27 protein-coding genes are annotated in these 26,894 nt (G+C 73.1%); 13 read left to right on the top strand and 14 right to left on the bottom strand.

Annotated features, from left to right (window positions below):
- Positions 1 to 171: 171 nt before the first annotated feature.
- Genes Q0195_RS04710 through Q0195_RS04700 form a run of 3 tightly spaced genes read left to right on the top strand, consistent with a single transcriptional unit; the run spans position 172 to position 3,261 of the window.
- Entirely contained in the window at positions 172 to 936 is a 765-nt protein-coding gene (locus tag Q0195_RS04710; protein WP_299275270.1) for an ABC transporter permease, read from the top strand.
- A complete protein-coding gene (locus Q0195_RS04705) occupies positions 933 to 1,955 on the top strand; it encodes an ABC transporter ATP-binding protein (protein WP_299275267.1) in 1,023 nt (340 codons plus the stop codon). The genes Q0195_RS04710 and Q0195_RS04705 overlap by 4 nt, the downstream gene beginning before the upstream one ends.
- The gene (locus Q0195_RS04700) at positions 1,939 to 3,261 is read left to right on the top strand and encodes an ABC transporter ATP-binding protein (RefSeq protein WP_299275264.1); all 1,323 of its coding nucleotides are present in this window, start codon (positions 1,939 to 1,941) and stop codon (positions 3,259 to 3,261) included. Before Q0195_RS04705 ends, Q0195_RS04700 begins: the two co-directional genes overlap by 17 nt.
- A gap of 7 nt (positions 3,262 to 3,268) precedes the next feature.
- On the opposite strand, the gene Q0195_RS04695 is transcribed toward Q0195_RS04700, so the two are convergent.
- The 5 genes from Q0195_RS04695 to Q0195_RS04675 all read right to left on the bottom strand — a co-directional run bounded on the left by Q0195_RS04695 (position 3,269) and on the right by Q0195_RS04675 (position 7,176).
- Positions 3,269 to 4,366: a diaminopropionate ammonia-lyase gene (locus Q0195_RS04695; RefSeq protein ID WP_299275262.1), complete on the bottom strand. Its 1,098-nt coding sequence runs from the start codon at positions 4,364 to 4,366 to the stop codon at positions 3,269 to 3,271.
- Positions 4,367 to 4,412: 46 nt separating this feature from the next.
- Positions 4,413 to 4,727 (bottom strand): monooxygenase, encoded by a 315-nt coding sequence (locus Q0195_RS04690; RefSeq protein WP_299275259.1) that lies wholly within the window; start codon positions 4,725 to 4,727, stop codon positions 4,413 to 4,415.
- Between the two features lie 381 nt (positions 4,728 to 5,108).
- Positions 5,109 to 5,729: a TetR family transcriptional regulator gene (locus Q0195_RS04685; protein ID WP_299275256.1), complete on the bottom strand. Its 621-nt coding sequence runs from the start codon at positions 5,727 to 5,729 to the stop codon at positions 5,109 to 5,111.
- Positions 5,726 to 6,460, bottom strand: a complete 735-nt coding sequence (locus Q0195_RS04680) for an ABC transporter permease (protein ID WP_299275254.1) — start codon at positions 6,458 to 6,460, stop codon at positions 5,726 to 5,728. Before Q0195_RS04680 ends, Q0195_RS04685 begins: the two co-directional genes overlap by 4 nt.
- Complete coding sequence (locus Q0195_RS04675) at positions 6,460 to 7,176, bottom strand: ABC transporter ATP-binding protein (protein ID WP_299275251.1); 717 nt, start codon at positions 7,174 to 7,176, stop codon at positions 6,460 to 6,462. The genes Q0195_RS04680 and Q0195_RS04675 overlap by 1 nt, the downstream gene beginning before the upstream one ends.
- A gap of 399 nt (positions 7,177 to 7,575) precedes the next feature.
- On the opposite strand from Q0195_RS04675, the gene Q0195_RS04670 reads away from it, so the two are divergent.
- The 3 genes from Q0195_RS04670 (at position 7,576) to Q0195_RS04660 (ending at position 9,786) form a co-directional block, all read left to right on the top strand.
- Entirely contained in the window at positions 7,576 to 8,376 is an 801-nt protein-coding gene (locus Q0195_RS04670) for a fructosamine kinase family protein (protein ID WP_299275248.1), read from the top strand.
- Between the two features lie 68 nt (positions 8,377 to 8,444).
- Positions 8,445 to 8,807 carry a metalloregulator ArsR/SmtB family transcription factor gene (locus Q0195_RS04665; RefSeq protein ID WP_299275245.1) on the top strand — a complete coding sequence of 121 codons (363 nt, stop codon included), beginning with the start codon at positions 8,445 to 8,447 and terminating at the stop codon, positions 8,805 to 8,807.
- 1 nt (position 8,808) lies between these two features.
- Positions 8,809 to 9,786: an SRPBCC family protein gene (locus Q0195_RS04660; RefSeq protein ID WP_299275243.1), complete on the top strand. Its 978-nt coding sequence runs from the start codon at positions 8,809 to 8,811 to the stop codon at positions 9,784 to 9,786.
- Positions 9,787 to 10,013: 227 nt separating this feature from the next.
- Here the strand turns inward: Q0195_RS04660 and Q0195_RS04655 are convergent, their stop codons facing one another.
- The 6 genes from Q0195_RS04655 to Q0195_RS04630 all read right to left on the bottom strand — a co-directional run bounded on the left by Q0195_RS04655 (position 10,014) and on the right by Q0195_RS04630 (position 13,569).
- Positions 10,014 to 10,673 carry an SRPBCC family protein gene (locus Q0195_RS04655; RefSeq protein ID WP_299275239.1) on the bottom strand — a complete coding sequence of 220 codons (660 nt, stop codon included), beginning with the start codon at positions 10,671 to 10,673 and terminating at the stop codon, positions 10,014 to 10,016.
- Positions 10,670 to 11,026 (bottom strand): metalloregulator ArsR/SmtB family transcription factor, encoded by a 357-nt coding sequence (locus Q0195_RS04650; RefSeq protein ID WP_299275236.1) that lies wholly within the window; start codon positions 11,024 to 11,026, stop codon positions 10,670 to 10,672. The genes Q0195_RS04655 and Q0195_RS04650 overlap by 4 nt, the downstream gene beginning before the upstream one ends.
- A gap of 120 nt (positions 11,027 to 11,146) precedes the next feature.
- The gene (locus Q0195_RS04645) at positions 11,147 to 11,629 is read right to left on the bottom strand and encodes a hypothetical protein (RefSeq protein WP_299275233.1); all 483 of its coding nucleotides are present in this window, start codon (positions 11,627 to 11,629) and stop codon (positions 11,147 to 11,149) included.
- The gene (locus Q0195_RS04640; RefSeq protein ID WP_299275230.1) at positions 11,626 to 12,099 is read right to left on the bottom strand and encodes a cupredoxin domain-containing protein; all 474 of its coding nucleotides are present in this window, start codon (positions 12,097 to 12,099) and stop codon (positions 11,626 to 11,628) included. The genes Q0195_RS04645 and Q0195_RS04640 overlap by 4 nt, the downstream gene beginning before the upstream one ends.
- A 242-nt stretch (positions 12,100 to 12,341) precedes the next feature.
- Positions 12,342 to 12,998: a hypothetical protein gene (locus Q0195_RS04635; protein WP_299275228.1), complete on the bottom strand. Its 657-nt coding sequence runs from the start codon at positions 12,996 to 12,998 to the stop codon at positions 12,342 to 12,344.
- Positions 12,991 to 13,569 carry a sigma-70 family RNA polymerase sigma factor gene (locus Q0195_RS04630; protein ID WP_299275225.1) on the bottom strand — a complete coding sequence of 193 codons (579 nt, stop codon included), beginning with the start codon at positions 13,567 to 13,569 and terminating at the stop codon, positions 12,991 to 12,993. The genes Q0195_RS04635 and Q0195_RS04630 overlap by 8 nt, the downstream gene beginning before the upstream one ends.
- Positions 13,570 to 13,711: 142 nt before the next feature.
- Here Q0195_RS04630 and Q0195_RS04625 point away from each other — a divergent pair, with 142 nt between their 5' ends.
- The 6 genes from Q0195_RS04625 to Q0195_RS04600 all read left to right on the top strand — a co-directional run bounded on the left by Q0195_RS04625 (position 13,712) and on the right by Q0195_RS04600 (position 19,649).
- Positions 13,712 to 14,605 (top strand): zinc ABC transporter substrate-binding protein, encoded by an 894-nt coding sequence (locus tag Q0195_RS04625; RefSeq protein WP_299275222.1) that lies wholly within the window; start codon positions 13,712 to 13,714, stop codon positions 14,603 to 14,605.
- The gene (locus Q0195_RS04620) at positions 14,602 to 15,336 is read left to right on the top strand and encodes a metal ABC transporter ATP-binding protein (protein ID WP_299275220.1); all 735 of its coding nucleotides are present in this window, start codon (positions 14,602 to 14,604) and stop codon (positions 15,334 to 15,336) included. Before Q0195_RS04625 ends, Q0195_RS04620 begins: the two co-directional genes overlap by 4 nt.
- Complete coding sequence (locus Q0195_RS04615) at positions 15,329 to 16,228, top strand: iron chelate uptake ABC transporter family permease subunit (protein ID WP_299275217.1); 900 nt, start codon at positions 15,329 to 15,331, stop codon at positions 16,226 to 16,228. Before Q0195_RS04620 ends, Q0195_RS04615 begins: the two co-directional genes overlap by 8 nt.
- Positions 16,225 to 17,229 (top strand): metal ABC transporter permease, encoded by a 1,005-nt coding sequence (locus tag Q0195_RS04610; RefSeq protein ID WP_299275215.1) that lies wholly within the window; start codon positions 16,225 to 16,227, stop codon positions 17,227 to 17,229. The genes Q0195_RS04615 and Q0195_RS04610 overlap by 4 nt, the downstream gene beginning before the upstream one ends.
- Before the next feature lie 66 nt (positions 17,230 to 17,295).
- Positions 17,296 to 18,519 (top strand): MFS transporter, encoded by a 1,224-nt coding sequence (locus Q0195_RS04605; RefSeq protein ID WP_299275212.1) that lies wholly within the window; start codon positions 17,296 to 17,298, stop codon positions 18,517 to 18,519.
- A gap of 74 nt (positions 18,520 to 18,593) precedes the next feature.
- Positions 18,594 to 19,649 (top strand): zinc-dependent alcohol dehydrogenase family protein, encoded by a 1,056-nt coding sequence (locus Q0195_RS04600; protein ID WP_299275210.1) that lies wholly within the window; start codon positions 18,594 to 18,596, stop codon positions 19,647 to 19,649.
- 148 nt (positions 19,650 to 19,797) lie between these two features.
- Here Q0195_RS04600 and Q0195_RS04595 read toward each other — a convergent pair whose 3' ends face one another.
- From Q0195_RS04595 to Q0195_RS04585, 3 genes are all read right to left on the bottom strand, one after another.
- On the bottom strand, positions 19,798 to 20,481 hold the full coding sequence (locus tag Q0195_RS04595; RefSeq protein WP_299275207.1) for a hypothetical protein: 684 nt from the start codon (positions 20,479 to 20,481) through the stop codon (positions 19,798 to 19,800).
- A gap of 172 nt (positions 20,482 to 20,653) precedes the next feature.
- Positions 20,654 to 24,097: a serine hydrolase gene (locus Q0195_RS04590; RefSeq protein WP_299275204.1), complete on the bottom strand. Its 3,444-nt coding sequence runs from the start codon at positions 24,095 to 24,097 to the stop codon at positions 20,654 to 20,656.
- A 335-nt stretch (positions 24,098 to 24,432) separates the two neighbouring features.
- Positions 24,433 to 26,172, bottom strand: a complete 1,740-nt coding sequence (locus tag Q0195_RS04585) for a pyruvate dehydrogenase (protein WP_299275201.1) — start codon at positions 26,170 to 26,172, stop codon at positions 24,433 to 24,435.
- A gap of 88 nt (positions 26,173 to 26,260) precedes the next feature.
- Between Q0195_RS04585 and Q0195_RS04580 the strand changes: the two genes are divergently transcribed.
- Positions 26,261 to 26,746 carry an NUDIX domain-containing protein gene (locus Q0195_RS04580; protein WP_299275199.1) on the top strand — a complete coding sequence of 162 codons (486 nt, stop codon included), beginning with the start codon at positions 26,261 to 26,263 and terminating at the stop codon, positions 26,744 to 26,746.
- Positions 26,747 to 26,894: the final 148 nt, after the last annotated feature.

The raw sequence follows: 26,894 nt of genomic DNA, 5'->3' as shown, positions 1-26,894 counted from the left end.
CCGTGCTCGCCGGTCTCATGGTCCTCGTCGCGCTCGCCGCCCCGCTCCTCGCCCCCTTCGGCCATGCGCAGGTGGCCGGCGCCGACGGCGTGCGCTTCGCCAACCACGTCCCCCCGGGGGGCCGAGCACTGGTTCGGCACCTCCACCCAGGGTTTCGATGTCTTCAGCCGCGTGGTGTGGGGCGCACGTACCGCCGTCCTGGTCGTCGTCCTCGCGCTCGTCTTCGCCGTCGCGGTCGGGGTGCTCCTCGGGCTGGTCGCCGGGTACGTCGGGCGGTGGGTGGACCGGGTGCTCGTCATGGTCATGGATGCCCTGTTCGCCCTGCCCGCGCCGCTCCTCGCCATCGTCATCGCCTTCCTCCTCACCGAGCACATCGGCGGCGGGACGGCGACGGCGGCGCTCGCCATCACCGCGGTCTACGTGCCGCAGTACTTCCGGGTGGTGCGCGCCGCCACGGTGAGCGCCAAGGAGCAGACCTACGTCGAGGCCGCGCGGGCGATGGGTGCCCGCCCGGTGACGATCATGTTCCGCTACCTCCTGGCCAACGTCGTCCAGAGCGTGCCGGTCATCGCCACTCTCAACGCCGCCGACGCCATCCTCACGCTCGCCGGGCTGGGCTTCCTCGGCTACGGCATCCAGCCCACCGAGGCCGCCGAGTGGGGTTACGACCTCCAGCGCGCCGTCGCCGACACCGGCACCGGGATCTGGTGGACCGGGCTGTTCCCCGGACTCGCCATCGTCGTCCTCGTCATGGGGATGACGCTCATGGGCGAGGGGCTGAACGAGGCGCTCAACCCGGCGGTGCGGGTGCGGCGGCTGCTCCAGGTGCGCATGCCGCAGGACGTGCCGCCCTCGCTGCGGTCTGCCGTCTCCCGGCCGGTGCGGCGGCGGTCGGCGCGGGGCCCCGCCGACCCGGACGGCGGGAGGGACGGATGAGCGACCCGGTGCTGTCGGTATCGGACCTGCGCGTCTGGTACGGGACGGAACGTGGCCCGGTGCGGGCGGTGGACGGCGTCTCCTTCGACGTCGGCCCGGGGGAGACGCTCGGGCTGGTCGGGGAGTCCGGCTGCGGGAAGACGACGCTCGGGCGCGGGGTGCTCGGGCTGCTGCCCCGCGGCGCGGCGGTGAGCGGCGAGGTGCGCTTCGACGGGCGCAACCTGCTGCAGACCCCGCCGCGGGAGCTGCAGCGGCTGCGCGGACCGCGGCTCGGCATGATCTTCCAGGAGCCGCTGACCCGGCTCGACCCGCTCATGCGGATCTCCGACCACTTCGTCGAGGCGCTGGCCGGCCACGAGCCCGGCCTGAGCCGGGAGGAGCTGCACGGCCGCAGCATCGAGGCGCTGCGGGCCATGGGGATCCCACCGACACGGTTCCGGGCCTACCCGCACGAGTTCTCCGGAGGGATGCGGCAGCGCATCATGATGGCGCTCGCGCTGGTCCTGCGGCCGGCGTTCATCGTCGCCGACGAGCCGACCACCGCGCTGGACGTCCTGGTCGAGGCGCAGATCATCTCCATCCTCGCGGACCTGCGGCGCAGCTTCGACACCTCCCTGCTCTTCATCACGCACAACCTCGGCATCGTCGCGGAGGCCTGTGACCGCGTCGCCGTCATGTACGCGGGGCGCATCGTGGAGCAGGGGCCGGTGCACGACGTCTTCGCCGCCCCGAAGCACCCCTACACGCGCGAGCTGCTCCGTTCGACGATCTCGCTGCGGACGACGGGCCTGCACTACATCCCCGGCGCACCGCCCGACCTCGTCGACCCGCCGGCCGGCTGCCGGTTCCACCCCCGCTGCCCGCAGGCGATGCGGGTGTGCGCGGAGCGGTTCCCCCGGCCGGTGCACCGCGGCGACCAGGCGGTGGAGTGCTGGTTGCACGGGCCTGAGGAACTGGTCCCGGAGGGCGGGCGGGAGCCGCTCGTGACGGAGGAGGTGCCGGTTGCGGACGAGGCATGACCGGGTGGGCCGGGAGGTGGGCCGTGCCGGCGAGACCCTCATGGAGGTGCGCGACCTCCACGTGCACTTCGAGCTGCGGGCGAACGCCCTCATGCGGCTCCTCGGCGCCGGCGGGCGGCGGGTGCGCGCCGTCGACGGCGTCGACCTCACCCTGCGCAAGGGGGAGGTGCTCGGTCTGGTCGGGGAGTCCGGGAGCGGGAAGTCGACGCTCGGGCGTGCGCTCCTGGGGCTCGTGCGACCGACGTCCGGGGAGATCCGGTACCGCGACCTCGACCTCGCGACGCTGCGGGAGCGGGAGCTGCGCACGCTGCGGCGGCGCCTGCAGATGGTGTTCCAGGACCCGCACGCTGCGCTCAACCCGACGATGGACCTGCGCACCGCCATCGGGCACCCGCTGCGGATCCAGGGACTGGTGGCGGACCGGGAGGCCGAGCGGGAGCGGGTGGTCGAGGCCTTGGAGCGCACCGGACTCCTCCCCGCGGAGCAGTTCCTCGACAAGCTCCCCGCCGAGCTGTCCGGTGGGCAGAAGCAGCGGGCGGTGATCGCCCGGGCGATCATCTGCGGCCCGGAGCTCCTCGTGGCGGACGAGCCGATCTCCATGCTCGACATGAGTGTGCGCGCCAAGATCCTCGAGCTCATGCTCGGACTGCGGCGCGACCTCGACCTCACCTACGTCTACATCACCCACGACCTGGCGACGGCGAAGTTCTTCTGCGACCGGGTGGCGATCATGTACCTCGGCCGCATCGTCGAGATCGGCCCCACCGAGGAGATCTTCGCCGCCCCCAAGCACCCATACACCCGGGCGCTGCTCGGGGCGGTGCCCGACCCGGACCCTTCCCGCTCCGTCCCCCGGGACCTGCCCCGTGGGGAGATCCCCGACGCCGCCGCGCCGCCGCACGGGTGCGCCTTCCATCCCCGCTGTCCCGTCGCGTTCCGGCCGTGCGGCTGGGAGGGGCGCGACCTGCGCGCCCTGTTCGAGCGGCGGTGGACCGAGCGCGGCGAGGAGCTCATGCGGGCCGAGCGGCCGCTCGTGCGCAGTCTGGTCGACGTCCGGCCGGGGGTGACGGAGGTGCGCCTCTCCCCACCTGCCGGACGCTCGGCGGACGAGCTGGCAGCGGTGCTCGAGCAGGCCCGGGCGGACGACCCGGGCGAGCCGCTCTGGCGAGGGGTGGAGCGGGTGGAGACCGGCGCGGACGCCGTCACGGTGCACTTCGCGCCGGGCCTGGACCCCGGGCCCCTGGACGTCGCGGGTGCGCGGGCGGCGTGCCACCTCCACGACCCGGAGCTCAGTCGGCAGCGGTGAGTCGGGGTCAGTGCCGGGCCTCGGTGCTGAGCAGCACGACGACCGAGGAGCCGTCCAGGTCGAGTGCCTCGCGTCTCTCCGCTTCGCCCAGTGCCTTGCGGACGCCGGCCAGCGTGGCCGCCCCCGAGGGGCCTGAGGAGACGCCGAGCGTGGCGAGGTCCTCGACTGCGCGGAGAGCGTCGTCGTCGGTCACTGCCACCGCGGCGTCGCAGCCGTCCCGCAGCACCGGCCAGGCGAGGGAGGAGAGGGTGCCGCAGTTGAGGCCGGCCATGACGGTGCTGCCGGTAGCGACGGTCACCGGTTCGCCGGCGACGAGGCCGGCGAGGGCGCAGGCGGCGGTGTCGGGCTCGACGGACAGGACGCTCGGGTGGGGTGCGTCCGTCCTGCGGTACTGGGAGACGACGGCCTGGGCCAGCGAGCCGACCCCGGTGGGGACGGCGACGAGGTCGGGGGCCCGGCCGAGCTGCTCGTCGACCTCCTGGAGGAGCGTGTCGTAGCCCTGGACGATCCACCCGGGCACGTCCTCATACCCCTCCCAGGCGGTGTCCTGGACCAGGACGCGGGCCGGGTGGTCCGCGGCGAACCGGGCGGCTGCGGCGACGGCGTCGTCGTAGTGGGAGTCGATGCGCACGACGTCGGCGCCCTCGGAGGCGATGGCCGCCGCCGTGGTGGGGGACATGACCGCGGGGACGAAGATGCTCGCGGCCAGACCGAGGAGCCGGGCCATGTGGGCGACGGCGCGGCCGTGGTTGCCGTCGGTCGCGGTGACGAGGCGCAGTCCGCTGCCCGCGGCGGCGGTGCGCAGCATGTCCAGGTCGAGCGCGGAGGCCCCGGTGCGGTTCGCGGCGCGGGTGCGCTCGGCGACGGCGCGGGCGCTCGCCCACGAGGCCCCGAGGATCTTGAACGCGGGCAGTCCCAGCCGGCTCGACTCGTCCTTGACCCACACCGACCCGACACCGAGCTCGTCGGCCAGCGCGGGCAGGTCGACGAGGGGAGTGGGGGCGTAGTCGGGCAGGCTGCGGTGGAAGTCGCGGACGGCCGGTGGGGAGGGACTCGGGTCGACCCAGTGCCGGGCCGAGGGGCGCACGTACCAGTCAGGTGTCATGCGGGCATGGTGCCCGAGGCCGGTGCGGTGTCCACGGGATTTGCCCTCATCGCCTGCGGAGCGGGGCGTGGGTGGTGTCCGAGAGCTCGCGGTTGACGTCGAACTCCTTGACGATGATGTCGGTGATGCCGAACCCGGCGAGGCGTGCCGTGTGCTTCGCGATGTACCGCTCAGCCGACTCCGCGTCCTCGAAGAGGTAGACACCGCCGGCGGTACCGGCCTCGGGGTTCTCGGTCCAGACCTTCCAGACGAGCCCCTCGTCGGCGGAGATGTCGGCGGCGAGGTCGCCGTAGGCGGCAGCAGCCTGCTCGCCGAAGGGGCCGCTCGACGGGAACTCGAAGTAGACCAGACGGGTCATCATCCACCTCCGTGCGGGTGCGGACAGTCTTCCGCGGGCCGACGGTGCTGTCGACAGCGGCCCGATGTCGGTGGGGTGTGTCACGATGGTCTTGTAGTCGAACACATGTTCGAGCCGGGTGGGCTTGTGAGGGCGCCGAGGGAGGTGGGCAGTGTGGCGGCGAGGGGGCTGTCGGGGGTTGCTGATGGGGTGCGGGGTGAGCGGGCGGGTTGGGCGGGTCGGGGGGCGGTGGGTGGAGCTGGTGCGGCGGAAACGGCCCCGAACCCAATGGAAAGGGCGCCTGGTATCGGAGGAGGCGAGCGAACTGAACGCCCGACACCGGCGAAGGCGAGAGCGAACCGAATCTCCCAGATCGGAGCGGGGGCCTTGGGGCGCGCGTGCCACTCACTGGACGGCGTCGATCTCCTCGGTGAGGTACCGCTGGATCGTCGGCGCCACGGTGGTAGCGACGGCGTCGCGGGGGAGGGAGGCCATCGGCTCGAACCGCAGGAGATAGCGCACCACCGCCAGGCCGAAGAGCTGGCTCGCGACGAAGTTCGCCCTGATGGGCACCTCGTCGGCGGGTACCACGCCCTCGAGTCGCACGCCCACGGACCGCACGATGTGCACCGCGAAGAACTCCCGGATCAGGCGGCCGTAGACCCGGTGGGCCAGCGCCCCCCGGATCAGCGCCTCCAGTGCCGGTCCGCTCACCGGGTGCTCCCACGCCTCGAGGAAGGTGTCCACGAGCCGCTGTCCGAGGCCGCCGACCGGTCCGTCGGCGACCCGGGCGAGGGTCGTGGGCAGGTCGACCGGGAACTCGACCGCGGCCTGGAACAGCTGTTCCTTGGTGCCGAAGTAGTGGTGCACCAGCGCCGTGTCGACGCCCGCGGCGGCAGCGATCTGCCGCACCGAGGCGCGGTCGTACCCCGCCTCGGCGAAGGCCAACCGCGCCGCCTGCAGCACCGCCTCCCGGGTGTTCTGCCGCCCCGGGCGCCGTCCGCGCTGTCGTCGCGTCTCGGTCACGGCGTCCGCCGCCGCAGGGTGAGCGCCCCCAGCACCAGCGCCGCCACAGTCACGCAGGCGACCACGGCGAGGTCGCGCCACATCGTCCCGGTCGGCTCCGCGTTCGTGCCCACCTCCATGAGCGCCTCCACCGCGTACGACATCGGCATGAGGGCAGACAGCGCTTCCAGCCAGCTCGCCATCTGTGCCCGCGGGACGAACAGCCCGCACAGCAGCAGCTGGGGCAGGATCACCAGGGGCATGAACTGGGCGGCCTGGAACTCGGTCCGGGCGAACGCACTGCACAGCAGCCCCAGCGAGACGCCGAGCAACGCGTTCGCGAAAGCGATGAGGATGACCAGCCCGAGGCCACCGGGGGCCGCCATCCCGAGCACCCAGTGCGCGTACGCTCCCGCGACCGCAGCTTGGAGTGCCGCCGCCAGCCCGAAGGCGGCACCGTAGGCGAAGAGCACGTCGAGCTTGTTGATCGGGGTGGTGAAGAGCCGCTCGAGCGTGCCGGTGGTCCGCTCGCGCAGCACGCTGATGTTGGTCAGCAGGAACATGATGGTGAGCGGGAAGACCCCGAGCAGGACGAGCGCGATCCGGTCGAACTGCGGCTGGTCCTCCCACATGAAGTAGACGAGCGTGAGCAGCACGACCGGCATGATGAGCACGAGCGCCGCCGAGCGGTGGTCGTGCTGCAGCTGGCGCAGGATCCGGCGGGTCGTCCCGGCGAGCAGACGAGCAGACATCACGCCGCCTCCGCGGTCCTGATGAGGGTGAGGAAGGCCGCGTCGAGGTCATCTGTCCCGGCGCGCTCCTTGACGTCCGACGGGGTGCCGTCGGCGACGATCCGACCCTCCCGGATGAGGATGAGCCGATCGCAGCGGTTGGCCTCGTCCATGACGTGACTCGAGACGATGACGGTGACACCGTCGTCGGCCAGCCCGCGGAAGCGGGCCCACAGCTCGTCGCGCAGCACCGGGTCCTGGCCGATCGTCGGCTCGTCCAGGACGAGGAGCTCCGGGGCACCGACCAGGGCGCAGGCGAGCGAGGCCCGGCTGCGCTGACCGCCGGAGAGGGTCCCCGCGAGCTGGCGGGCCTGCGGCGCCAGGCCGACGTCGCAGAGAACTCCGTCCGCGGCCGCCCGGGAGACGCCGTACAGCGCCGCGAAGTAGCGGACGTTCTCGGCGACGGTGAGGTCGTCGTAGATGCTCGGCGCCTGCGTCTGGTAGCCGATCCGGTGCCGCAGCTCCGGAGCGCCGGCAGGGCGCCCGAGCACGGTGATCTGACCCGACTCGACGACCTGGACGCCCACCACCGACCGCATGAGCGTCGTCTTTCCGCTCCCGCTCGGCCCGAGCAGGCCGGTGACCACGCCCGGCCGGATCGCGAGGGTGATCCCGTCCAGCACCCGCCGTCCGCCGCGGGTCACCACGAGGTCTTGTACGTCGACGGCGACATCCATGCCGACCTCTTAATTCATCGGACGATGAATTAAGCGTAGGGCCACGCGCACGGGGCCGGCAAGAGGTCAGCGGCCTCTGCGACGGCTGTGTGGTGGCCGTGGTGGCCGAGGCGCGAGGGCGGGGCAGCAGGTCGCGTCCGCGTCCGGCGGGAGGGCGGCGTCGAGGTCCCGACGGGAGGTTCATGCCGCTCTGTGGTACGCACGGCGGGAGGTCCGCGCCGCTCTGTGGTACGCACGGCGGGAGGTCCACGCCGCTCTGGGGCATGCGCGACGGGAGGTCCACGCCGTCTGTGACCTGGCAAGGGGCCCCGCGCATCGTGCGACGACCTCGGCCGAAGGCCCCGCGCCGCCCGGTCACCGGCGCGGCAGGAGGTCCGCTCTGTCTGCGACGATCTAAGTATGCGCACCTTCCACAAGACCGACGACCCCGCCGTCCTGCGTTTCGAGACGGCCGGGCTGCGGTGGCTGGCGGAGGCCGAGGCCGACGGCGGGGCGCCCGTCGTCGACATCGTCGCGGAGGGTGAGGGCTGGTTCGAGCTCGTCCACCTCGCGCACACCGCCGCGACGCCGGAGGCGGCAGCGGAGTTCGGACGCGGGCTGGCGCGCACTCACGCCGCCGGCGCGCCGTCGCTCGGGTGCGCCCCGCCCGGGTGGAGCGGCGAGGTGCTCCGCAGCTCGGGCCCGATGCCGCTGCACGAGCACGACGCCGAGCCCGTCTTCGACACGTGGGGCGAGTTCTACGCCGAGTACCAGATCCGCCCCTACATCCCGCGGGCGCTCCGCAACGGGTCGATCGACGACGACGGCGCCCGGGTGCTCGAGCGCGTCGCCGACCGGCTCGCCGCGGGCGACTTCGACCACGACCAGCCCGCGCTCGTCGGGGAGGGGGCAGCGCGCCTGCACGGGGACCTGTGGGGCGGCAACGTCGTCTGGGCCGCCACCGACCGCGGCGTCCAGGGCGTCCTCATCGACCCGGCGGCGCACGGCGGCCACGCCGAGACCGACCTCGCCGCGCTCGACCTCTTCGGTGTCGACCGGCTGCCCGACATCCTCGCCGGCTACCAGGAGGTCTCACCGCTCGCCGACGGCTGGCGCGAGCGGGTGGGTCTGCACCAGCTGACCATGCTCGTCATGCACGCCGTCATCTTCGGCGGTTCGTACGGTCCGCAGACCGTCCGGGTGGCACGGCGCTACTGCTGACCCGCGCGGAGAGGAAACCGGACAAAATACCTCGTGTGCCGGTCACGCCCCGAGTAACGTGCAACCAAATGGTTGTACGTAGCCGCGAGCCTCGCGCCCTCGACGACGACGAGATCGACCGGATCTTCCGGGCTCTCGCCGACGCCACCCGGCGCGACATCGTCCGGCGCACTCTCACCGGGGAGGCGACCGTGACGGAGCTGGCGGCCGCGTACGACATCTCGTTCGCGGCCGTGCAGAAGCACGTCGCCGTCCTGGAGGGAGCGGGTCTGGTGACCAAACATCCCCACGGTCGTGAACGTCGTGTGCGGGGGAACCCCGACACCCTCCGGCGGGCCCAGGCCCTGCTGGAGAAGTACGAGCAGCTGTGGCGCGGCCGGATCGACCGGCTTGACGCCCTCCTCTCCGAAGACCAGTCGAAAGGCAACTGACATGCCGATCACCACCGTCGAGAGAGACCTCGACGCCCTGACCATGACTGTGGTCGCCGACTTCCCCGTGCCGGTCAGCCGGCTGTGGGACGCCTACGCCGACCCCCGCCAGATCGAGAAGTTCTGGGGACCGGAGGGTTGGCCGGCCACGTTCACCCGCCACGACATGCACCCTGGCGGGCGCTCCGACTACTACATGACCGGTCCCGACGGCGAGCGCTCGGGCGGCTACTGGGAGTTCCTCGCCGTCGACGAGGGCCGCTCTTTCGAGGTCCGCGACGGCTTCGTCGGGGCGGACGGCCGGCCGGACGAGAACCTGCCGTCCATGCGCATGGTCTTCACGTTCTCCGAGACCGACGGCGGCTCCCGGGTGACGACGACGACGTACTTCAGCTCGCTGGAGGAGCTCGAGCAGCTCATCGAGATGGGCATGGAGGAGGGGATGCGCTCGGCGATGGGCCAGATCGACGCCGTCGTCGCCGACCTCGCGTCCTTCGTCGCCGGCCGGGGGACCGAGAGCACCGTCCTCAGCGACACGCAGGTCCGCATCAGCCGGGTCATCCGCGGCCCGGTGCAGCGGGTGTGGGACGCCCACCATGAACCGGAGCTCGTGCGGCGCTGGATGCTGGGCCCCGACGGCTGGACCATGCCGGTCTGCGAGATCGGCACTGCGGTCGGCGACACCTTCCGCTACGAGTGGGAGCAGGAGGGTGGCGAGAACCGCTTCGGGTTCACCGGCGAGGTCCGCGAGATCCACCCGCCGTTCCGTGAGGTGACCACCGAGCGGATGACCGGCACCGACGGCCCGAGCACGGTCAACGAGCTGACTCTCACCCCCGTGGCGGACGGCACCCTGCTCTCCCTCGTCATCACGTACCCGGACGCCGAGACCCGCGACACGATCCTCGCCACCGGCATGGTCGACGGCATGGAGAGGAGCTACGCCCGCCTCGAGGCGGAGGTGCTCACCCCGGCCTGAGCACTCGGCCGAACGCGGGGAGAACCCCGCGTTCGGCCGTGCTCGGCGCGGTGAGGCAGCCGGTCTCGGCTTCGTCTCGGCGCCGGGCTGCGCGTGGTGCTGTCCCGTGCTCGGCGCCGGTCGGGTGCGGGACCGGCCGGCAGGCTCACCGAGAGGCAGGTCGAGGCCTGCAGGTCACCGCCCGGTTCGCGCGGTGCACCGGCTCGCAGGGTCGAACGCCGGCCGGCTCACTCGGTCGGCGGCTGCTGCCCGGTGTAGAAGGCGGTCGTCTGGCGCTCGGCGGCGCGGGCCTTGTCCTCGGGAGTGCCCGCGGCGACGGACGCGTCGGCCCAGCGCCGGCTGGCGCCGGTGATGAACTCGCGTGCGGAGTCGCTCTGCTCCCACTCCGAGCCCTCCGCCGGCCGCGAGGCCCCGGTCGCGAGGTGCAGGGCGAGACCGAGGAACGCCAGGTCCCAACCCACGCCGACGGCCCCGGGGCCGTAGGTGTCCCAGAACTCGTTGGGCATGTCCTCCTTGGCGGTGTGCTCCAGGGTGAACCGGGCCCCGTCACCCTCCGGGGCGACCCGCACGGCCACCCAGGAGACCCCGCCGCCGAACTCCCAGGTGATGCGGAAGCCCGACGGCGGCTCGCACTCCTCGATGGTGCCGCCGGCGTTGCCCTCGATCTGATACTGCCCGCCGAGCCGCAGGTCGCCGGAGACCGGTGCGAACCACCGGGGGAGCCGCTCCTTGGAGGTGAGGGCGTCCCAGAGGTCCTCGACCGTGGTGTCGTAGACCTGGCTCATGGTGGCGACGACGGTCGACTTGCCGCCCTCCTCGCTGATGCTCAGACGGCGCTCGACCGCGTCGAGCTGGCCCGCGCTGATGGTGGAGATGTCCTCGGTCATGGGTGTGGCCCTTCCTGGGCGTGTCGGATACGTCGCTCGCGCTTGCCGCGGGCGATCTCGGTCTCGAGGGCGGCCAGTCGGGGCGCCCAGAACGCGCGGAAGTCGGCCAGCCAGGCGTCGACCTCGCGCAGGGGGGTGGCGTCGATCGCGTACAACCGCCGGGGGCCGTCGTGTCGCACCGTGGTGAAGCCGTGCTCGCGCAGGACGCGCAGGTGCTGGGAGACCGCGGGCTGGCTGATCCCGAACTCGCGGCCGATCTGCTCGGCGAGCTCGCCCGCGGACCGCTCACCGTCGGTGAGCAGCTCCAGCAGGCGCCGGCGGACCGGGTCGCCGAGGACGTCCAGCGCGTGCACGGTGCCCACTGTGCCCCGACTCGTCCATTTAAGCCAAGCCTTAAATAATGCTCCGAGCCCGCGCACAGAAGACCCGGCCGGTGCTCCGCCCAGGCGGTTGGCGGAGCGCCGGTCGGGTCGCTAGTGGGCCCGCGCCCGTCGCGGTGCGAGGGTGAAGCCGATCGCGGCCAGGGCGACCGCAGCCGCCTCCGCGATCGCGCTCGCGGTCTTCTGCGGGTACCAGGCGGGGTCGTACATCGAGGGGATCGGCCCGATCGCCGGGACCTGGACGTAGGTGTAGAGCAGCACCGGCACCAGGGCGCTCAGCGCCACGAGCCCGGCGATGGCGTACGCGAGTCGGTGGCCGGTGACGAGGAGGACGATGCCGGCGAGCGTCGCCGCCACTGCCTGTGCGCGGAACAGCGCCCCGCCACCGATGCCCCCGGGGGCGGCCAGCTGCATGGCGTCGGCGAGCTGGAGATGGACCACGGCGTCCACCGCCAGCGCGCCGACGGTGAGGAGCCGCACGAGCGGCTCGGCGGGTGACCGGCGGCGACGGGGCGCGGTACCGCGGCCGACCGGTGCGCGGGCCGCACGCACTCGACCGCCGCGTGCGGCACTCACCGGACCACCAGGGTCGAGGTCATGTGCGGATGGGGGATGCAGTGGAACCCATAGTCACCCGGGTCCTCGGGAGCGGTGAAGGCCACCGTCGCCCCCGGGTCGACCGCGACGTCGAAGAGGCCCTCCTCGTCGGACGTCACCGTGTGCCCGACGCCGTCCTCGTTGGTCACGGTCACCTCCGCGCCCGGCGCCACGGACTCCGGGACCGTGTAGGCGAAGTCGGAGATGACGATGACCACCTCCGCGGCGGCCTCGACCTCGTCCCCGGTCGGCGTCTCACCGGTGGGGACGGCCCCGTCGTTCGCGGTCTCACCGGTGGGGCCGTCCACGGCGGTGGTGGTCTCCTCGCTCGTCTCCGTCGCCGGGGGATCCTGCGTCCTGTTCTCCGCGCCGCCGCCGCACCCTGCCACGAGGGCGAGCCCGAGGGCCAGGGCCAGGAGCGGGCGCAGCGGATGCGACGTCGGTTCCATGCCACTGGTACGGGCCGGGGCGCCGGAGGGATTGCCCCGGGGCGGGACCGGCACATTCCCACCCCCCGGACAGGCTCGCTGTGGCGGCCCGCGATCAGCTCATCGCTCGAGTCCGGGACCGGCTCCTTGCCTGCGCTCGGGACCGGCTCGCTGCCGCTGCCGGGACCGGCCCATCGCTCGAGTCCGGGGCCGGCCCGACGCTCGAGTCCGGAGCCGGCTGACAGCCGAGGCCCGCGGTCGGCTCACAGCTCGGCCGTCGCCCACACCGCCCCGGACTGCCCGACGAGCTCGACCGTCCGCACCCCGGGAGCCGGCTCATCGACCACCCACGCCCGCTCCCCGTAGTCGCTCAGCGGCCACGTCCCGAGCTCCTGCACCGTGCCGTCGGCGAGCCGGACCCGGCAGGTGTAGGTGCGCGGTGTGCCGGTGCCCTGGACCACGACGACGATCCGCGGCCCCGTCTCGTCGCGCATCCGGGAGACGGTCCCGACGTCGGTGCCGTCCGCGGTGACCAGCGGGACCGCCGGGGCGGAGACGACGGCGGGTGGCTCTTCGGCGGGGTCGTCGGTCAGGAGGCCGACGCCGGCCGCGCCGACCGCCACCCCGAGCAGCCCGGCGGCCGCGGCGGCGAGCGCCGAGGGCCAGAGCCGCGTTCGCGACGGTGCGCCGGCCGGCCGGAGCTCGGCCAGCTGGTCGAGCACCCGGGACTCGAACCCGGTCGGCGGCTGAGACCGGGGCACCGCCGGCAGGACGAGGTCCACCCCGTCGACGAGTGCGCCGTGTGCTCCCCGACAGCGCGTGCACGAGGCGAGATGGGCGACGACGTCGTCCCGCTGGTCCCCGGTCCCCAGCACGGCGTCGAGGACGAGGTCCTCGTCGGGGTGCCAACGCTCAGCCATGGTCCACCTCCGCGAGCGCCTGGAGCCGGCGCAGGCCGGACCTGATCCGGGTCTTCGCCGTCCCGAGCGGGATGCCCTCACGGTCGGCGACCTCCGCCGCGGTGCAGCCGCCGAGCACGGCGAGGACGACAGCGCGCGCCTGGTCGGGGGAGAGGGCGTGGAGCCGGCGCAGCGCCCGGTCGGTCTCCACGCGGTGCAGGGCGGTCTCGGCGAGGTCCGGCTCGGGCCCGAGGGTGTCGCGCACGAGCTGGTCGAGCACCGGCCCGTCGGTCGGCGTGCTGCGGCGGGCCCGGACGGTGTCGATCGCGGTGTTGCGGGTGATCGTGAGAATCCAGGTGAGCACCGAGGCACGCCGCACGTCGTATGTGTCCGCGGCGCGCCACACGCGGAGGAACACCTCCTGGCTGACGTCCTCGGCCGCGCGCGGGTCGCGGGTGATGCTCACCGCCAGGCCGTAGACCGCCCCCTGGAACCGGCGCACGAACGCGGCCGACACCGCCGCGTCGCCGAGGGCGAGCCCCGCCAGCAGCGCGGCGTCGTCGGCGCGGTCGGCGCGCGAGATCCTCGCCATGCCTCAGGGTACGGCCGAACCCGTCCCGAGGGATGTCGCCGAGGCGACCTGTCCCCCCGCGTGGAGCGATCCCACCTGCCCCTTCGGGTAACCTGACACCGTGATTTCGGGTTTGCGAACATTTCTCCTCAGGGTGGCCGTCGTGGTCGCCCTGGCGGGCTGTGCCGCGAGCCCCGGGAGCGCCGAGGACGACGGCCGACTGCGCGTCACCGTGACGACGACGCACGCCGCCGACCTGCTCCGCACGGTCGGCAGGGACCACGTGGACGTCACGGCGCTCATGGGACCGGGGGTGGACCCCCACCTGTACCGCGCGAGCCAGGGCGACGTCCGCGCCCTCATGGCCGCCGACCTCGTCGTCTACCACGGACTCTTCCTCGAGGGGCGGATGGCCGACGTCCTCCAGGGCGGCGGGCTCGACCGGGTCCTCGCCCTCACCGACGCGCTGCCCACCGCCGAACTGCTGCCCTCGGCCGACTACACCGACCAGTACGACCCCCACGTGTGGTTCGACCCCGAGCTCTGGGTGCAGGTCGTCGACCCGGTCGTCACCGAGCTCTCCACGCTGGCCCCCGAGCACGCCGCCGACTTCGCCCAGGGCGGTGCCGAGTACGTCCGGGCCGCGCTCGACGCGCACGCCGACGCCGCCGCCCTGCTCGACGAGGTGCCCCAGCACCGCCGCGTCATGGTGACGTCGCACGACGCCTTCGGCTACTTCGGCCGCGCCTACGACCTCGAGGTCCACGGCGTCCAGGGGCTGTCCACCGAGGACGAGGCGGGTGTCGCCGACATCCGGGCCCTGGTCGACCTCCTCGTCGAGCGCGAGGTCCCGGCGCTGTTCACGGAGTCCAGCGTGTCCCCGGCGAGCATCGAGGCCGTCCGTGAGGCCGCCGCCGACCGCGGCTGGGAGGTCGAGGTGCCTGAGCAGGGGCTCTACTCCGACGCCCTCGGCGAGCCGGATGGGCCGGCCGGCACCTACGCCGGGATGCTGCGCACCAACGCCGAGATCGTCGCGACCGCGCTGGGGCGGCCGTGAGCGCCCCGCTGGCCGTGCGCGGCGTCAGTGCCGCCTACCGCAGCGAGCCGGTGTTGTGGGATGTGTCCTTCACCATCCCGGAGGGGCGGCTGGTGGGCATCGTGGGGCCGAACGGTGCCGGCAAGACGACGCTGCTCAAGGTCGCCATGGGCCTGCTCCGCCCCGTCGCCGGCTCGGTCGAGGTGTTCGGCGACCCGGTCGACCGCAGCCGCGTGGGGTACGTCCCGCAGCGCAGCAGCGTGGACTGGGACTTCCCGACCGACGCCCGCGACGTCGTCGAGATGGGCACCTACGGACGGCTCGGCTGGCTGCGCCGCCCCGGCCGCCGCGAGCGACGCACCGCGGAGCGCTGCCTCGACCGTGTCGGCATGCTCGACCTCGCCGACCGGCAGATCGGTGAGCTCTCCGGCGGGCAGCAGCAGCGGGTCTTCCTCGCCCGCGCGTTGGCCCAGGACGCCCGTCTCTACCTGGCCGACGAGCCCTTCGCCGGTGTCGACTACGTCACCGAGCGCATCGTCGTCGACATCCTGCGCGAGCTACGCGACGAGGGCCGCAGCGTCGTCGTCGTCCACCACGACCTCGCCACCGTCGCCGACTACTTCGACACCGTCGTCCTCCTCAACCGCGAGCTCGTCGCCGTCGGCCCCACCGCGGAGGTCTTCACCAGCGAGAACATCGCCCGTGCCTACGGGGGAGCGGCACGCCGGGCGGAGGAGCTGCACCGTGGGTGACCTCCTCGCCGCGCTCGGGGACTACACCCTGCGCACGGTCGCCCTCGGCGCCGCGGTGCTCGGGCTGCTCGGCGGGGCGCTGGGCACGTTCGCGGTGCTGCGCCGCCAGAGCCTGCTCAGCGACGCCCTGTCCCACGCCACCCTGCCCGGCGTCGTCCTCGGCTTCCTCGTCACCGGCACGACGTCGGGGTCCGGGCTCATGGTCGGTGCGGCGGTGACGGCGGCGCTGGCCGCCGGGCTCGTCCTCGTCGTCGTCCAGCGCACCCGGCTCAAGCAGGACGCCGTGCTCGCGCTCGTCCTGTCGGTGTTCTTCGGCGTGGGCACGGTGCTGCTCACCTACGTCGCCACCACCGGGGCGTCCGGGCAGTCGGGCCTGGACCGCTTCGTGCTCGGGCAGGCAGCCGGCCTCGTGGCCTCCGACGTGCGCGTCATGGCCGTGCTCACCGCCGTGGCGCTGGCGGTGGTCGCACTGCTGTACAAGGAGCTCAAGCTCGTCGCCTTCGACCCGACCTTCGCCCGCGCCGTGGGCTACCCGGTCCGCCGGCTCGAGGCCCTGCTCACCGCGCTCCTCGTGGTCGCGATCGTCGTCGGCATCCAGACGGTAGGGGTGGTGCTCATCGCCGCCCTGCTCATCACCCCCGCCGCCGCGGCCCGCCAGTGGACCGACCGCCTCGCCGTCATGGTCGTCCTCGCCGCCCTGCTCGGCGCGGTGAGCGGTGCGGTCGGGGCGCTGCTCAGCGCGACCACCACCGACCTGCCCACCGGCCCGCTCATCGTCCTCGTCGCGACGGGGATCTTCCTCGTGTCCCTGCCCGCCCGTGCGCTGCGGACCCGGCTCGGCGCGCGTCGGGAAGTGAGCGCTCGGCGCGCGAAGGGGGTGGGCGTGCGGTGAGCGTGGACCTCGTCATCGTCGTCACGGCGATCCTCGTCGTCGTCCCGTGCGCCCTCCTCGGCAGCGTCCTCGTGCTGCGGCAGAGTGTCATGGTGGGCGATGCGATCTCCCACGCCGCGCTGCCCGGCATCGTCCTGGCGTTCTTCCTCACCGGGTCGCTCGGGCCGCTCACCGCGGTGGCCGGCGCGGCAGTGTTCGGGCTGCTCACCGTCGTCCTCGTCGACCTGCTCCAGCGCGGCGGCCGGGTGCGCGGGGACGCGGCCATCGGCATCGTCTTCACCGGCCTGTTCGCCCTCGGGGTGCTGCTCATCGCGCGCTACGGCGGCAACGTCCACCTCGACCTGGAGCACGTCCTCTTCGGCGAGATCGCCTTCGCACCGCTCGTCACCCTGGAGGTCGGCGGCGTGGACCTCGGGCCCCGGTCGTGGTGGACGATGGGCGTGGTCGCCGTCGCCGTCGTCACCTTCGTCCTCCTCCTGTACAAGGAGCTCAAGGTCACGACCTTCGACCCGGGCCTCGCCACCGTCCTCGGGCTGTCGCCGGTGCTCGTCCACCAGCTGCTCATGGCGCTCGTCTCCGTCACCGTGGTCGGCGCGTTCGACTCCGTCGGCGCGATCCTCGTCGTCGCCTTCCTCGCCGGGCCTGCGGCCACCGCCTACCTCCTCGTCGACCGGTTCTCCGTCATGCTCGCCACGGCGGTCGGTACCGGGGCGGGGTCGGCGGTCGTCGGCTACCTGCTCGCCCGCGTCTGGGACCTGTCGATCGCGGGCATGATGGCCGGCGTCGTCGGGGTGGTGTTCCTCACCGCACTGCTCCTCGGCCCGCGGCACGGACTGGTCGCGGCGGCTCTCGCGGAGCGCCGCCGCCGCACGCGGTTGCGCGAGCGGCTCGTCCGCCACGCCCGAGGGTCCGTAGGCGAAGGGGCGACCGTGGCCCAGCTGGCCGAGCGGCTCCACTGGCCGGTGGCGGAGGTGGAGCGGGTGGTCGCTCGGATATCCTGAGCCCGCATCGGGTCGTCAGCGCTTCCGGGGTGGGAGGAGCGCCGCCCGTCCACCCCTGGAGACCGATTGTCCGTCCTGTCCTCCTACCGGCGGCTCTTCGCGCTGACCGGACCGCTCTACGTCGTCGTCGCCTTCGTCGCCCGACTGCCCATGGCGATGTCCCAGATGGGCATCCTCCTCCTCGTCGCCGAGGTCAGCGGCAGCTACGGCGGCGGGGGAGCGGCCGCCGGGGCCTTCGCCGTCGTCAACGCCCTCGCCTCCCCGCTGGCGGGCGCGCTCACCGACCGGATCGGCCAGCGTCCCGTGCTCCTCGTCCAGTCGGTGGGCGGCGCGCTGGCGCTCCTCGCCCTCGTCGTCCTGTCCGGGCAGGACGTCCCATGGCAGCTGCTCGCCGTGGTCAGCGGCGTCGCCGGCGTCTTCGTGCCGCAGGTCGGCACGCTGGCCCGGGTGCGCTGGCGCGAGCTCACCCGCGCGAAGGGTGGCCAGGGCTTCAAGCTCCTCTCCACCGCCTTCTCCTACGAGGGCGCGGCCGACGAGGCCTCCTTCGTCCTCGGACCGGCGATCGTCGGCACCACCGCCGCCGTCGTCTCCCCGGCCGGTGCCCTGCTCCTCGCGGCCGGCGGCCTCGCCGTCTTCGCCACGTGGTTCGCGCTGCACCCCACCGTGGCGCTCGTCCGCGGCCACCGCGGAGTCCGGGACGGCGCCGGCGGACGGGTGGGTCCGCTGCTCCTCGGTCTCGCCGCCGGACAGCTCCTCGTCGGCGCCATCTTCGGCTCCGTCCAGGCCGGGACGACGGCGCTGGCCACCGTCGCCGGCGAGCCGGGGCTGGCGGGCCTGCTCCACGCCGTCCTGGGCATCGGCAGCGTCGTGGCCGGCCTCGCCATCGTCGTGCTGCCGGAGCGCTTCCGGCTCGCTGACCGGCTGCCCGTCTTCGCCGGCGGGCTCGCCGTGCTCACCGTGCCGCTGCTCGCCGTCCACTCCCTCGGCACGCTCGCCGCCGTCCTCCTCGTCCTGGGCCTGGCCGTCGCGCCCTACATGATCACCATCTTCTCCGCCTGCGAGCGGGTGGTGGACCCCTCCCGCCTGGGTGCCGCGATGATGGTGCTCGCCGCGGCGACCTCCCTCGGCTACGCACTCGGCTCGAGCACCGCCGGACGCCTCGCCGACGTCGGCAGCTACCCCTTCGCCTACCGGGTGACGATCGCGGCCGGCACCGCCGCGCTGCTCCTGTCCCTCGTGCTGCGCACCGCGCTGCACCGCAGACGCCGACGCATGGGAGAGAAGTCCTAGATCGCACCCGCCCCGGGGGACTAGCGTCACAGGGACGGGGCACAGGGCGTGCCCGTGCGACACGAGGAGGTCCGATGAAGGCTCTGGTCTACCACGGTCCGGGCAAGAAGGCCTGGGAGGAGGTGCCGGACCCGAAAATCGTCAACGGCACCGACGTCATCGTCCAGGTCGACACCACGACGATCTGCGGCACCGACCTGCACATCCTCAAGGGTGACGTGCCCGCCGTCACCGAAGGGCGCATCCTCGGTCACGAGGGTGTGGGCACCATCGTCGAGGTCGGCTCCGCGGTGAGCCGGCTCAAGGTCGGCGACCGGGTCATCATCTCCTGCATCTCCAGCTGCGGCTCGTGCGCCTACTGCCAGCAGCGGCTGCCCTCGCACTGCCTCGCCGACGAGGGTGCCCCCGGTGTCGGCTGGATCTTCGGCCACCTCATCGACGGCACCCAGGCGGAGTACGTCCGCGTGCCCTTCGCCGAGAACTCCCTGCACAAGCTGCCCGAGGGCGTGAGCGACGAGGCCGGGATCGTGCTGTCCGACATCCTGCCCACCGGCTTCGAGATCGGGGTGCGCAACGGCCGCGTCGAGCCGGGCGACGTCGTCGCCGTCATCGGCGCAGGTCCGGTCGGGCTCTCGGCCATCATGACCTCGAACCTCTACGGCGCGTCCCGCGTCATCGCCATCGACCTGGACGACAACCGCCTCGAGCTGGCCAAGGAGTTCGGCGCCACCGACGCCGTCAACAACGGCACCGAGGGCTGGCGCGACACGGTCATGGGGATGACCGACGGGCTGGGCGTGGACACCGCGATGGAGGCGGTCGGCGTGCCGGCGACCTTCGCCGCGGCGGTCGACCTCATCCGCCCGGGCGGGACGGTCGCCAACCTCGGGGTCCACGGCACCTCGGTCGACCTGCCGATCCAGGACCTGTGGATCAAGGACATCGCGATCACGACGGGACTGGTCTCGGCGACGACGACGCCGATGCTCCTCAAGCTCGTCGCGCAGGGCAAGCTCCACGCGGAGAAGTTCATCACCCACCGCTTCACCCTCGACCAGTTCATGGACGCCTACGACACCTTCTCCCGGGCCGCCGAGACGAAGGCCATGAAGCTGGCGATCTCGCGCTGACCCACGGCGCTGCGCTCAGCGCGGGAGCGCCTGGTGCCGGGCCCCTCGGGCCTGCGCACCGCGGGGGTAGGGCCCGTCCCCGGCGACGGCCGGGGACGGGCCCGATGTCACCCGCCGGACGCTCCCCGCGTGTGTCCGGAGGGTGACCTCAGCGCACCGGGGCGGGGCTGCAGACCTGCTGCCACTGCTCGGGTACGAGCTGGTCGCGCTGGGCGCGCTCGCGGCCGGCGAGGTGCTCGCACAGCGTGATCGCGTCGGTGAGGAGCTCGCGCAGCATCCCGGACGGGTCGGGGACGCACGCGGTGGCCAGACCGACGGTGGCGATCTCGACCACCGCGGCACCCGGGTGGTGGGCGCCGACGCCGCCGACCTGGTCGACGAAGGCCTGGGCCCAGCGCTCGGCGAGCGGGACGGCGTCGAGCGCGCGGCGGCTCGCGGGGTGGAAGCGCAGCTCGTCCCACCCGTTGCGCTCCGCCCGACGGCGCTCGCAACTGAGGATGCCGACCGCGAGGGAGCGCTGGTGGTGCTCGCTGACCACGGGCAGCGCGCGGGAGGCCGCGAGCAGGGTGATCTCGTCGTCCCACCGCGGGTCGTCGCTGCGCAGCCCGATGACCGCGGGGATGAGCACCGCGAGCCGGGACCGCTCGGAGTCCTCCGTCAGGTCGTTGACCAGACGCGCGAGGTGGGCGAGCAGCGGGTGCGTGCACGCCGGCTTGTCGCTCCACCGCTCACCGGCCAGGTAGGAGGCCAGCTCCATGAAGCAGGCACCACGCTTGGGGCTGCGGTGCTTACCTCGCGACAGCATCGGCAAAATCTCGATGTCGGCGTCCACGTCGTCACCTCACTGGTTCGGCACCACCCAAGTGTGGCCCCACTCACACCTGGGCCGCAATCGGTGACGTCCCGGTCCGGGAGCGCGACCGCGGACGGGTGCTCGGGACGGCCTGCGGGGCGTCGTCCACCCCTCCGCCGGGTGGACGACGCCCCGCGTCGTGGGTGCCCGGTCAGGGGGCGGTGCAGACGCCGGCGTCCTGCAGGAGGCACAGCGCGTGCTCGGCCCGGCGACGCAGGTCGTCGCGCGCCGCGTCGCTCAGCGTGTCCGGCCGCTTCGGGTTCTCCAGGTGCCGGACGAAACGCTCCACGGCCCGCGCCGCGGCGGCGTCACGTCCGCCCGCGAGGTGCCGCTGCACCTGCGCCACCGCGGTGGTCAGCTGCTGGGCGACCGGCCCGGCCACCCCACCGCTCTCGACGTGACCGGCCAGTGCCGCCGCGAGCTGCTCGAGGGCGGGGCCCGGCTCGGCCGAGGTGAGGACCACGCTGCTCACCTCGCCGGCGGTGACGGCGACCTCCACCGGCGCCGCCCCCGCGGCATGCACGACGTACCTCCCCGGGGCGAGGTCGACGGCCGCGAACCAGCCGCTGCCGTCGGTACGCGCCGTCGTCGCCCCGCCCGGGCCGGAGAGGGTGACCTCGACGCCGTCCGTGCGGGCGTCGCCGAGGTCGAGGGTCCCGGCGAGCAGGCCGGTGGTCGGCCGGGTCTTCCACGTCATCTCCGGGACCACGGCCTCCTCGGTGAAGACGGTGGAGCGCAGCGCCTCGGCCAGTGCCGCCCGCTCCGCGTCCTTCACCGCACCCTCGCCCGTGCCGTTGGCGGTGAGGGAGGCGTTGGCGTAGGAGTACCCGGACCACCCGTCGAAGCCCGCCTCGCGGGTGAGCCTGGCCTGCGTGACGGAGTCCTCGATCTCGTTGAGGTAGAGCGCCGGGCCGTTGACGACGTGCCGGTCGGCCCGGTACTCGATGAGGGCGTCGTTCCACTCGTCGAACATCCGCGCCTGGTCGGGCATCCAGTTGCGCTTGTAGTTCATCGCGGTGACGGTGTCGACGATCCCCTCATCCAGCCACGACCGCCAGTCCTGCGCGACGTTGGTGTAGGTGCGGGTGCCCTCGAAGCCGCCGTGGCTCGCGGGCCCGAAGCCGTAGGTGATCCCGTCGATGCTCAGCCGGGCCTGCGGGTCGATCTCGTACATCCGCACGTAGACCTTGCGGACGAGCGCGGAGACCTGGTCCCGCCGCCAGTCGGAGAACTCCGGGTCGTCGGGCTCCGGGACGTCGGTGCGTCCGCTGTGCTCGGCGAACCGGGCGAGCGACACCTCGGAGTAGCCCCAGTCGTTGCGGGTGTCCGCCGCGCTGTGGTCCGGGTAGCGGATGTAGTCGAGGTTGATGCCGTCGACGTCGTAGTTCTCCACGATCGAGGCGACCGCGTCGGCGAAGTACTCCACGGCGTCCGGGTGCGCCGGGTCGATCCATGCGTTGTTGCCGACCATCTCCACGCCGTCGACCCGCTTGTTCAGCCAGCGGTCCCGCCCCTCGGCGCTCGGCCCGTGCTGGTTGAAGGCGTGGTCGGGGGAGCGCGGCGGGGTGGCGGAGTTCCACAGCGTCGTCGCGTTCACCCACGCGTGCACCTCGATCCCGACGGCGTGGGCCTCCTCGATCACCGCGGCCAGCGGGTCGTAGGGTGCCGGGTCGATCGCGGCGTCGGTACGCGGCAGCAGCGCGTCGTTGCAGAAGCAGTCGTAGCGGCGGCCCACCTGGACGATGAGGGCGTTCGCCCCGACCTCCAGCGCGTCCTCCACGAGCGCGCTCACCTGGGCCGGGGTGTAGATCCCCGGGTTGAAGGCGTCCACCCAGTAGCCACGCCACTCCTCGACCGGTTCCGGCGCCGGGGCACCCGTGGCGTCCACCCGGGTCCAGCCCTCGGCCCGGACCGTGTCACGGTCGGCGAGGTCCCAGTCGTCGAAGGCGACGGCGCCGCCGTCGGTCACCCGGATCCGGTCGAGGTAGACACCGCGCCCGGAGTAGAAGGTGTCGGTGGCGTAGCGCAGCCGCAGCTCGACGTCGCCGCTGCGGTCGCCGAGGTCGAAGCGGCCCTCCCACCAGCGGCCCAGCCCGTCCCCGGAGATGCTGCCCGGGACCTCGCGGGTCTGGCCGGCAGCGGTGAGCGTGCCGGTGAGCGGATCCCACGTGGCACCGCCGTCGGTCGACGCCTCGACGTGCAGGCGGTCGGTGGGCTCGGTGTGGAACCACAGGTCGAGGACGAGCTCGCCGGACCCGTCGAGCGTCACCGGCACGGTGAGGTCGTTCGTCATGAGATCCCCGATCCCGGAGTACCACGCCGAGCCCTTGGTGAAGCCGGTCATCGGGTGCGCCAGACCGGCGGCCCTGGCGACGGCGCGGCGGACCGGGTTGATGCTGCCCCAGTCCCGGCTCGGGTGGACCCGGTTGGTGAGCAGGACGGCGATCGTCTCGGTGTGCGGGTCGATGACCAGCGACGTCCCGGTGAAGCCGGTGTGCCCGGCGGATTCCGCGCTGGTGAGGACGTCGTGGTAGAACCACGCCTCCAGCTCCGGCCCGAGCCCACGGTGCGCACTGGAGAGGTGCCCGGTGTAGTCCCGCATCATCGTCGCCACCGTCTCCGGGGCGAGCACCTCGGCGCCGGCGTAGCTGCCGCCGTTGAGGAGCATCTGGGCGAAGACCGCGACGTCGTCGGCGGTGGAGAAGACGCCCGCGTGCCCGGCCACGCCCCCGAGGGACCAGGCGTTCTCGTCGTGCACCTCGCCGTGGACCAGGCCCCGGCCGGCGAGCGGCTGGTACTCGGTGGCCGCGATGCGGTCGCGCAGCTCGGCGGGCGGGTTGTACATCGTGTCGTCCATCCCGAGCGGGCCGGTGAGGTGCGTGGCGACGTACTCCTCGAGCGTGAGCCCGGAGACCTCCTCGACGATCTTGCCGAGGACGATGAGCCCGAGGTCGCTGTAGACGTACTGGGTGCCCGGCGGGGAGCTGGGCTGCACGGCGTAGACGGCGGCGAGGCGGGACTCGACGTCGTCGTAGGCGCTGTAGAGGTTGATCCACGCCGGCAGCCCGCCGGTGTGGGTGAGCAGCTGCTCGACCGTCACGGACTCCTTGCCGTTCGCGGCGAACGCCGGGATGTAGGCGGCGGCCGGGTCGTCGAGGGCGACCGCGCCGTCCTCGACGAGCTGCATGACCGCCACCGCGGTGAAGAGCTTGGACAGCGACGCGAGGTCGAAGATGGTGTCGGTCCGCATCTCGACCTGCTCCGCCGCGGGCAGCTCGGTCTCGGTGTCGGCCCACCGGACGGCGTGGCCGACGGCGGTGCGCTCGGCGACGACACCGCGCGAGGCCACCAGGGCCACCGCGCCCGGGTAGAGCGGTGTCGGCGTCGTCGTCAGGCCCTCCTGGAGCGCGGGCTCGATGTCGTCGAGGTAGCGCTGGACGAGCCCGGCGTCCTGCGCGCTCCCGTCCTGCAGCACCCGGTCCGGTGCGTCCGACCTGTCCCAGCCGACCCGGTCCTCGGTCGCGCCCGTGGCGGGCAGCACGGCGCCCAGGAACGCGACGGACAGGGTCGCGGCGGCAGCAAGTACTCTTCGCATGTCTTTCCCCCCTTCGGCCGGCATCGTCACCGGCCCATGCGGCCCACTGTTGCGAAGGCCCCCGGGCGAGTCAAGGGTTGACGCTGTGGGGGCTTGAGCGGAAAGGAGTTACGCCGGGGCGGTGGTGTGCCTGGCTGGCGTCGGTCTGCCTCGAGTGGTTCGCCCTTGTCGATCAGCGCTCGCCCCCGCGCGCACACTGAAGTGAGCCAGAAGGACGAACCACCCGAGGGCCCTGGACGGGCTGCGAGCGTGGGGCCGGGATGCGGTTCGGGTGTGGGCCGGAGGCGCTGCGGGCGTGGGGTCGGGATGTGGTGCGGGCGCGGGTCCCGCACGTGCTACGGGCGGGGGATGTTGCGCAGGTTCGAGCGCGCCATCGCCATGACCTCGCCGGAGCCACCGCCGAAGATCTGCTTCGTCATCGACGTGGCGAAGCCGCGGACCTGGCCGGCGGTGATCGACGGGGGGATGGACAGCGCGTTCGGGTCGGTGACGACGTCGACGAGCACGGGCCCGCGCCGGCCCAGGGCGTCGGCGAAGGTGGACCGCAGCTCGCGCGGGTCCTGGACGCGCAGTGCCGGGATGTCGAGCGACTCGGCCAGCCGGCGGTAGTCCACCGGCGGGGTGTCGGTGGCGTGGGCGGGCATCCCCTCGACGAGCATCTCGAGTTTGACCATGCCGAGCGTGGCGTTGTTGAACACGACGACCGTCACCGGCAGCTCGTGGTCGCGCAGGGTGATGAGCTCGCCGAGCAGCATGGACAGACCGCCGTCGCCGGCGAGGGCGACGACCTGCCGGTCCCGGTCGGCGAAAGCGGCACCGATCGCGTGGGGGAGGGCGTTGGCCATGGAGCCGTGGAGGAAGGAGCCGATGACCCGGCGCCGGCCGTTCGGGGTGAGGTAGCGCGCCGCCCACACGTTGTTCATCCCGGTGTCGACCGTGAATACGGTGTCCGGGCCGGCGGCCTCGTCCAGCTGCACGGCCGCGTACTCGGGGTGGATCGGCCGGTGTCGCTCGACCCGGCGGGTGTATGCGCCGACCACCTTGGACATGATCCGGTCGTGCTTCTTCAGCATCGCCTTGAGGAAGCTGCGCGACTTCTTCCGCTTGACGAGCGGGAGCAACATGCGCAGGGTGGCGCCGACGTCGCCGTGGACCGGGACGTCGAGTCGGGTGCGGCGGCCCAGGTGGCGGGCGTCGATGTCGATCTGGGCGGTGCGGACGTCGGCGGGCAGGAAGTCGGGGTAGGGGAAGTCGGTGCCGACGAGGACGAGGAGGTCGGCCTCCTCCATCGCCTCCTGGCAGGCGCCGTACCCGAGCAGCCCGGACATGCCGACGTCGAAGGGGTTGTCGTACTGGATGACCTCCTTGCCGCGCAGTGAGTGTCCGACCGGGGCGCCGATGAGATCGGCGAGCGCGAGCACCTCCCCGTGCGCGCCCCGGGCGCCGGCACCGACGAAGAGCGTGACCTTCTTCGCCGCGTCGATGGCGGCGGCAAGGGCAGCGACGTCGTCCTCGTCGGGCACGAGTGTGGCGGGGCGGGTGGCGGGGTTGAGCGCCTGTCCCTCGTCACCGAGCTCGAGGTCGGCGACGTCGCCGGGCAGGGTGAGCACGGCGACCCCCGGCGTGCCGACGGCGTGTTGGATGGCGCTGCGCGTGACGCGGGGGAGCTGGGCGGGGCTGGAGATCATCTCGGAGAAGACCGACGCCTCGGTGAAGAGGCGGTCGGGGTGGGTCTCCTGGAAGAACTGGGTGCCGATCTGGTTGCTCGGGATGTGCGAGGCGATCGCCAGCACCGGGAGGCGGGAGCGGTTGGCGTCGTACAGCCCGTTGATGAGGTGGAGGTTGCCCGGCCCGCACGAACCGGCGCACGCGGTGAGCCGGCCGGTGACCTCGGCCTCGCCCGCGGCGGCGAAGGCCGCGGCCTCCTCGTGGCGGACGTGGACCCAGTCGATGCCCGGGGTGCGTCGGACGGCGTCGACGACGGGGTTGAGCGAGTCCCCGACGATGCCGTAGATCCGGCTCACGCCGGCCCCGACGAGCTGCCGGACGAGGTGCTCCGCGACACTGGTGGCCATCTCTCGATCCTCCCGTGCACCCCGGTGTTCCGCAGGTCGAGCGGCTCGGGCACGGGGGCGGGCGGAACCCGGCACTAGTGTCGGGCCCATGCCCGTCCCACCCTTCATCACCGAGCTGCGTGCGCGCGTCGGCCACGACCTCCTCTGGCTGCCCGGGGTCACCGGCGCCGTCTTCGACGACGAGGAGCGGCTCCTCCTCGTCCGGCGGGTGGACACCGGGCGGTGGGCGCTGGTGTCGGGGATCCTCGAGCCCGGTGAGCAGCCGGCGGTCGCGCTGGTGCGGGAGATCACCGAGGAGACCGGGGTGCATGCCGAGGTGCTCGCGCTCGCCGGTGTCCGGGCGGGGCAGCCGGTCACCTACCCGAACGGTGACGTCGCCCAGTACCTCGACCTCACCTTCTGGTGCCGGTACGTCGCGGGCGAGGCGACGGTCTCGGACGACGAGTCGAGCGACGTCGGCTGGTTCGCGCTCGACGACCTGCCTGCCGACCTCGCCGAGAGCAGCCGCCGACGCCTGCGCGACACGCTGGAGTTCCGGCAGGACCCCGCCGCCGGCCCGGCGTTCGACCGCTGAGCGGCCCGGGTCGACCGGGCCGGGCGAGCCGGCGGTCAGTCCGCCAGGGCAGCGGCGACCGCGAGGGACAGGGCGCCCTGGAAGTTCGTCTCACGCTCCTCGGCGGTCATGTCCTGCGAGCCGTCGAGCAGGTGGTCGGAGACGGTGA

Source organism: uncultured Georgenia sp., assembly GCF_937958535.1.
Taxonomy (GTDB): Bacteria; Actinomycetota; Actinomycetes; order Actinomycetales; family Actinomycetaceae; genus Oceanitalea.
Note: the sequence above shows the minus strand (reverse complement) of the source record. Positions and strands in the feature narration are given on the sequence as shown.

What these genes read in the sequence shown, in the direction of transcription:
- Q0195_RS04705 (WP_299275267.1), top strand. Translation starts at nt 933, where the DNA reads ATGAGCGACCCGGTGCTGTCGGTATCGGACCTGCGCGTCTGGTACGGG.
- Q0195_RS04695 (WP_299275262.1), bottom strand. Translation starts at nt 4,366, where the DNA reads ATGACACCTGACTGGTACGTGCGCCCCTCGGCCCGGCACTGGGTCGAC.
- Q0195_RS04690 (WP_299275259.1), bottom strand. Translation starts at nt 4,727, where the DNA reads ATGATGACCCGTCTGGTCTACTTCGAGTTCCCGTCGAGCGGCCCCTTC.
- Q0195_RS04680 (WP_299275254.1), bottom strand. Translation starts at nt 6,460, where the DNA reads ATGTCTGCTCGTCTGCTCGCCGGGACGACCCGCCGGATCCTGCGCCAG.
- Q0195_RS04675 (WP_299275251.1), bottom strand. Translation starts at nt 7,176, where the DNA reads ATGGATGTCGCCGTCGACGTACAAGACCTCGTGGTGACCCGCGGCGGA.
- Q0195_RS04670 (WP_299275248.1), top strand. Translation starts at nt 7,576, where the DNA reads ATGCGCACCTTCCACAAGACCGACGACCCCGCCGTCCTGCGTTTCGAG.
- Q0195_RS04665 (WP_299275245.1), top strand. Translation starts at nt 8,445, where the DNA reads ATGGTTGTACGTAGCCGCGAGCCTCGCGCCCTCGACGACGACGAGATC.
- Q0195_RS04660 (WP_299275243.1), top strand. Translation starts at nt 8,809, where the DNA reads ATGCCGATCACCACCGTCGAGAGAGACCTCGACGCCCTGACCATGACT.
- Q0195_RS04655 (WP_299275239.1), bottom strand. Translation starts at nt 10,673, where the DNA reads ATGACCGAGGACATCTCCACCATCAGCGCGGGCCAGCTCGACGCGGTC.
- Q0195_RS04640 (WP_299275230.1), bottom strand. Translation starts at nt 12,099, where the DNA reads ATGGAACCGACGTCGCATCCGCTGCGCCCGCTCCTGGCCCTGGCCCTC.
- Q0195_RS04635 (WP_299275228.1), bottom strand. Translation starts at nt 12,998, where the DNA reads ATGGCTGAGCGTTGGCACCCCGACGAGGACCTCGTCCTCGACGCCGTG.
- Q0195_RS04630 (WP_299275225.1), bottom strand. Translation starts at nt 13,569, where the DNA reads ATGGCGAGGATCTCGCGCGCCGACCGCGCCGACGACGCCGCGCTGCTG.
- Q0195_RS04600 (WP_299275210.1), top strand. Translation starts at nt 18,594, where the DNA reads ATGAAGGCTCTGGTCTACCACGGTCCGGGCAAGAAGGCCTGGGAGGAG.
- Q0195_RS04590 (WP_299275204.1), bottom strand. Translation starts at nt 24,097, where the DNA reads ATGCGAAGAGTACTTGCTGCCGCCGCGACCCTGTCCGTCGCGTTCCTG.
- Q0195_RS04585 (WP_299275201.1), bottom strand. Translation starts at nt 26,172, where the DNA reads ATGGCCACCAGTGTCGCGGAGCACCTCGTCCGGCAGCTCGTCGGGGCC.
- Q0195_RS04580 (WP_299275199.1), top strand. Translation starts at nt 26,261, where the DNA reads ATGCCCGTCCCACCCTTCATCACCGAGCTGCGTGCGCGCGTCGGCCAC.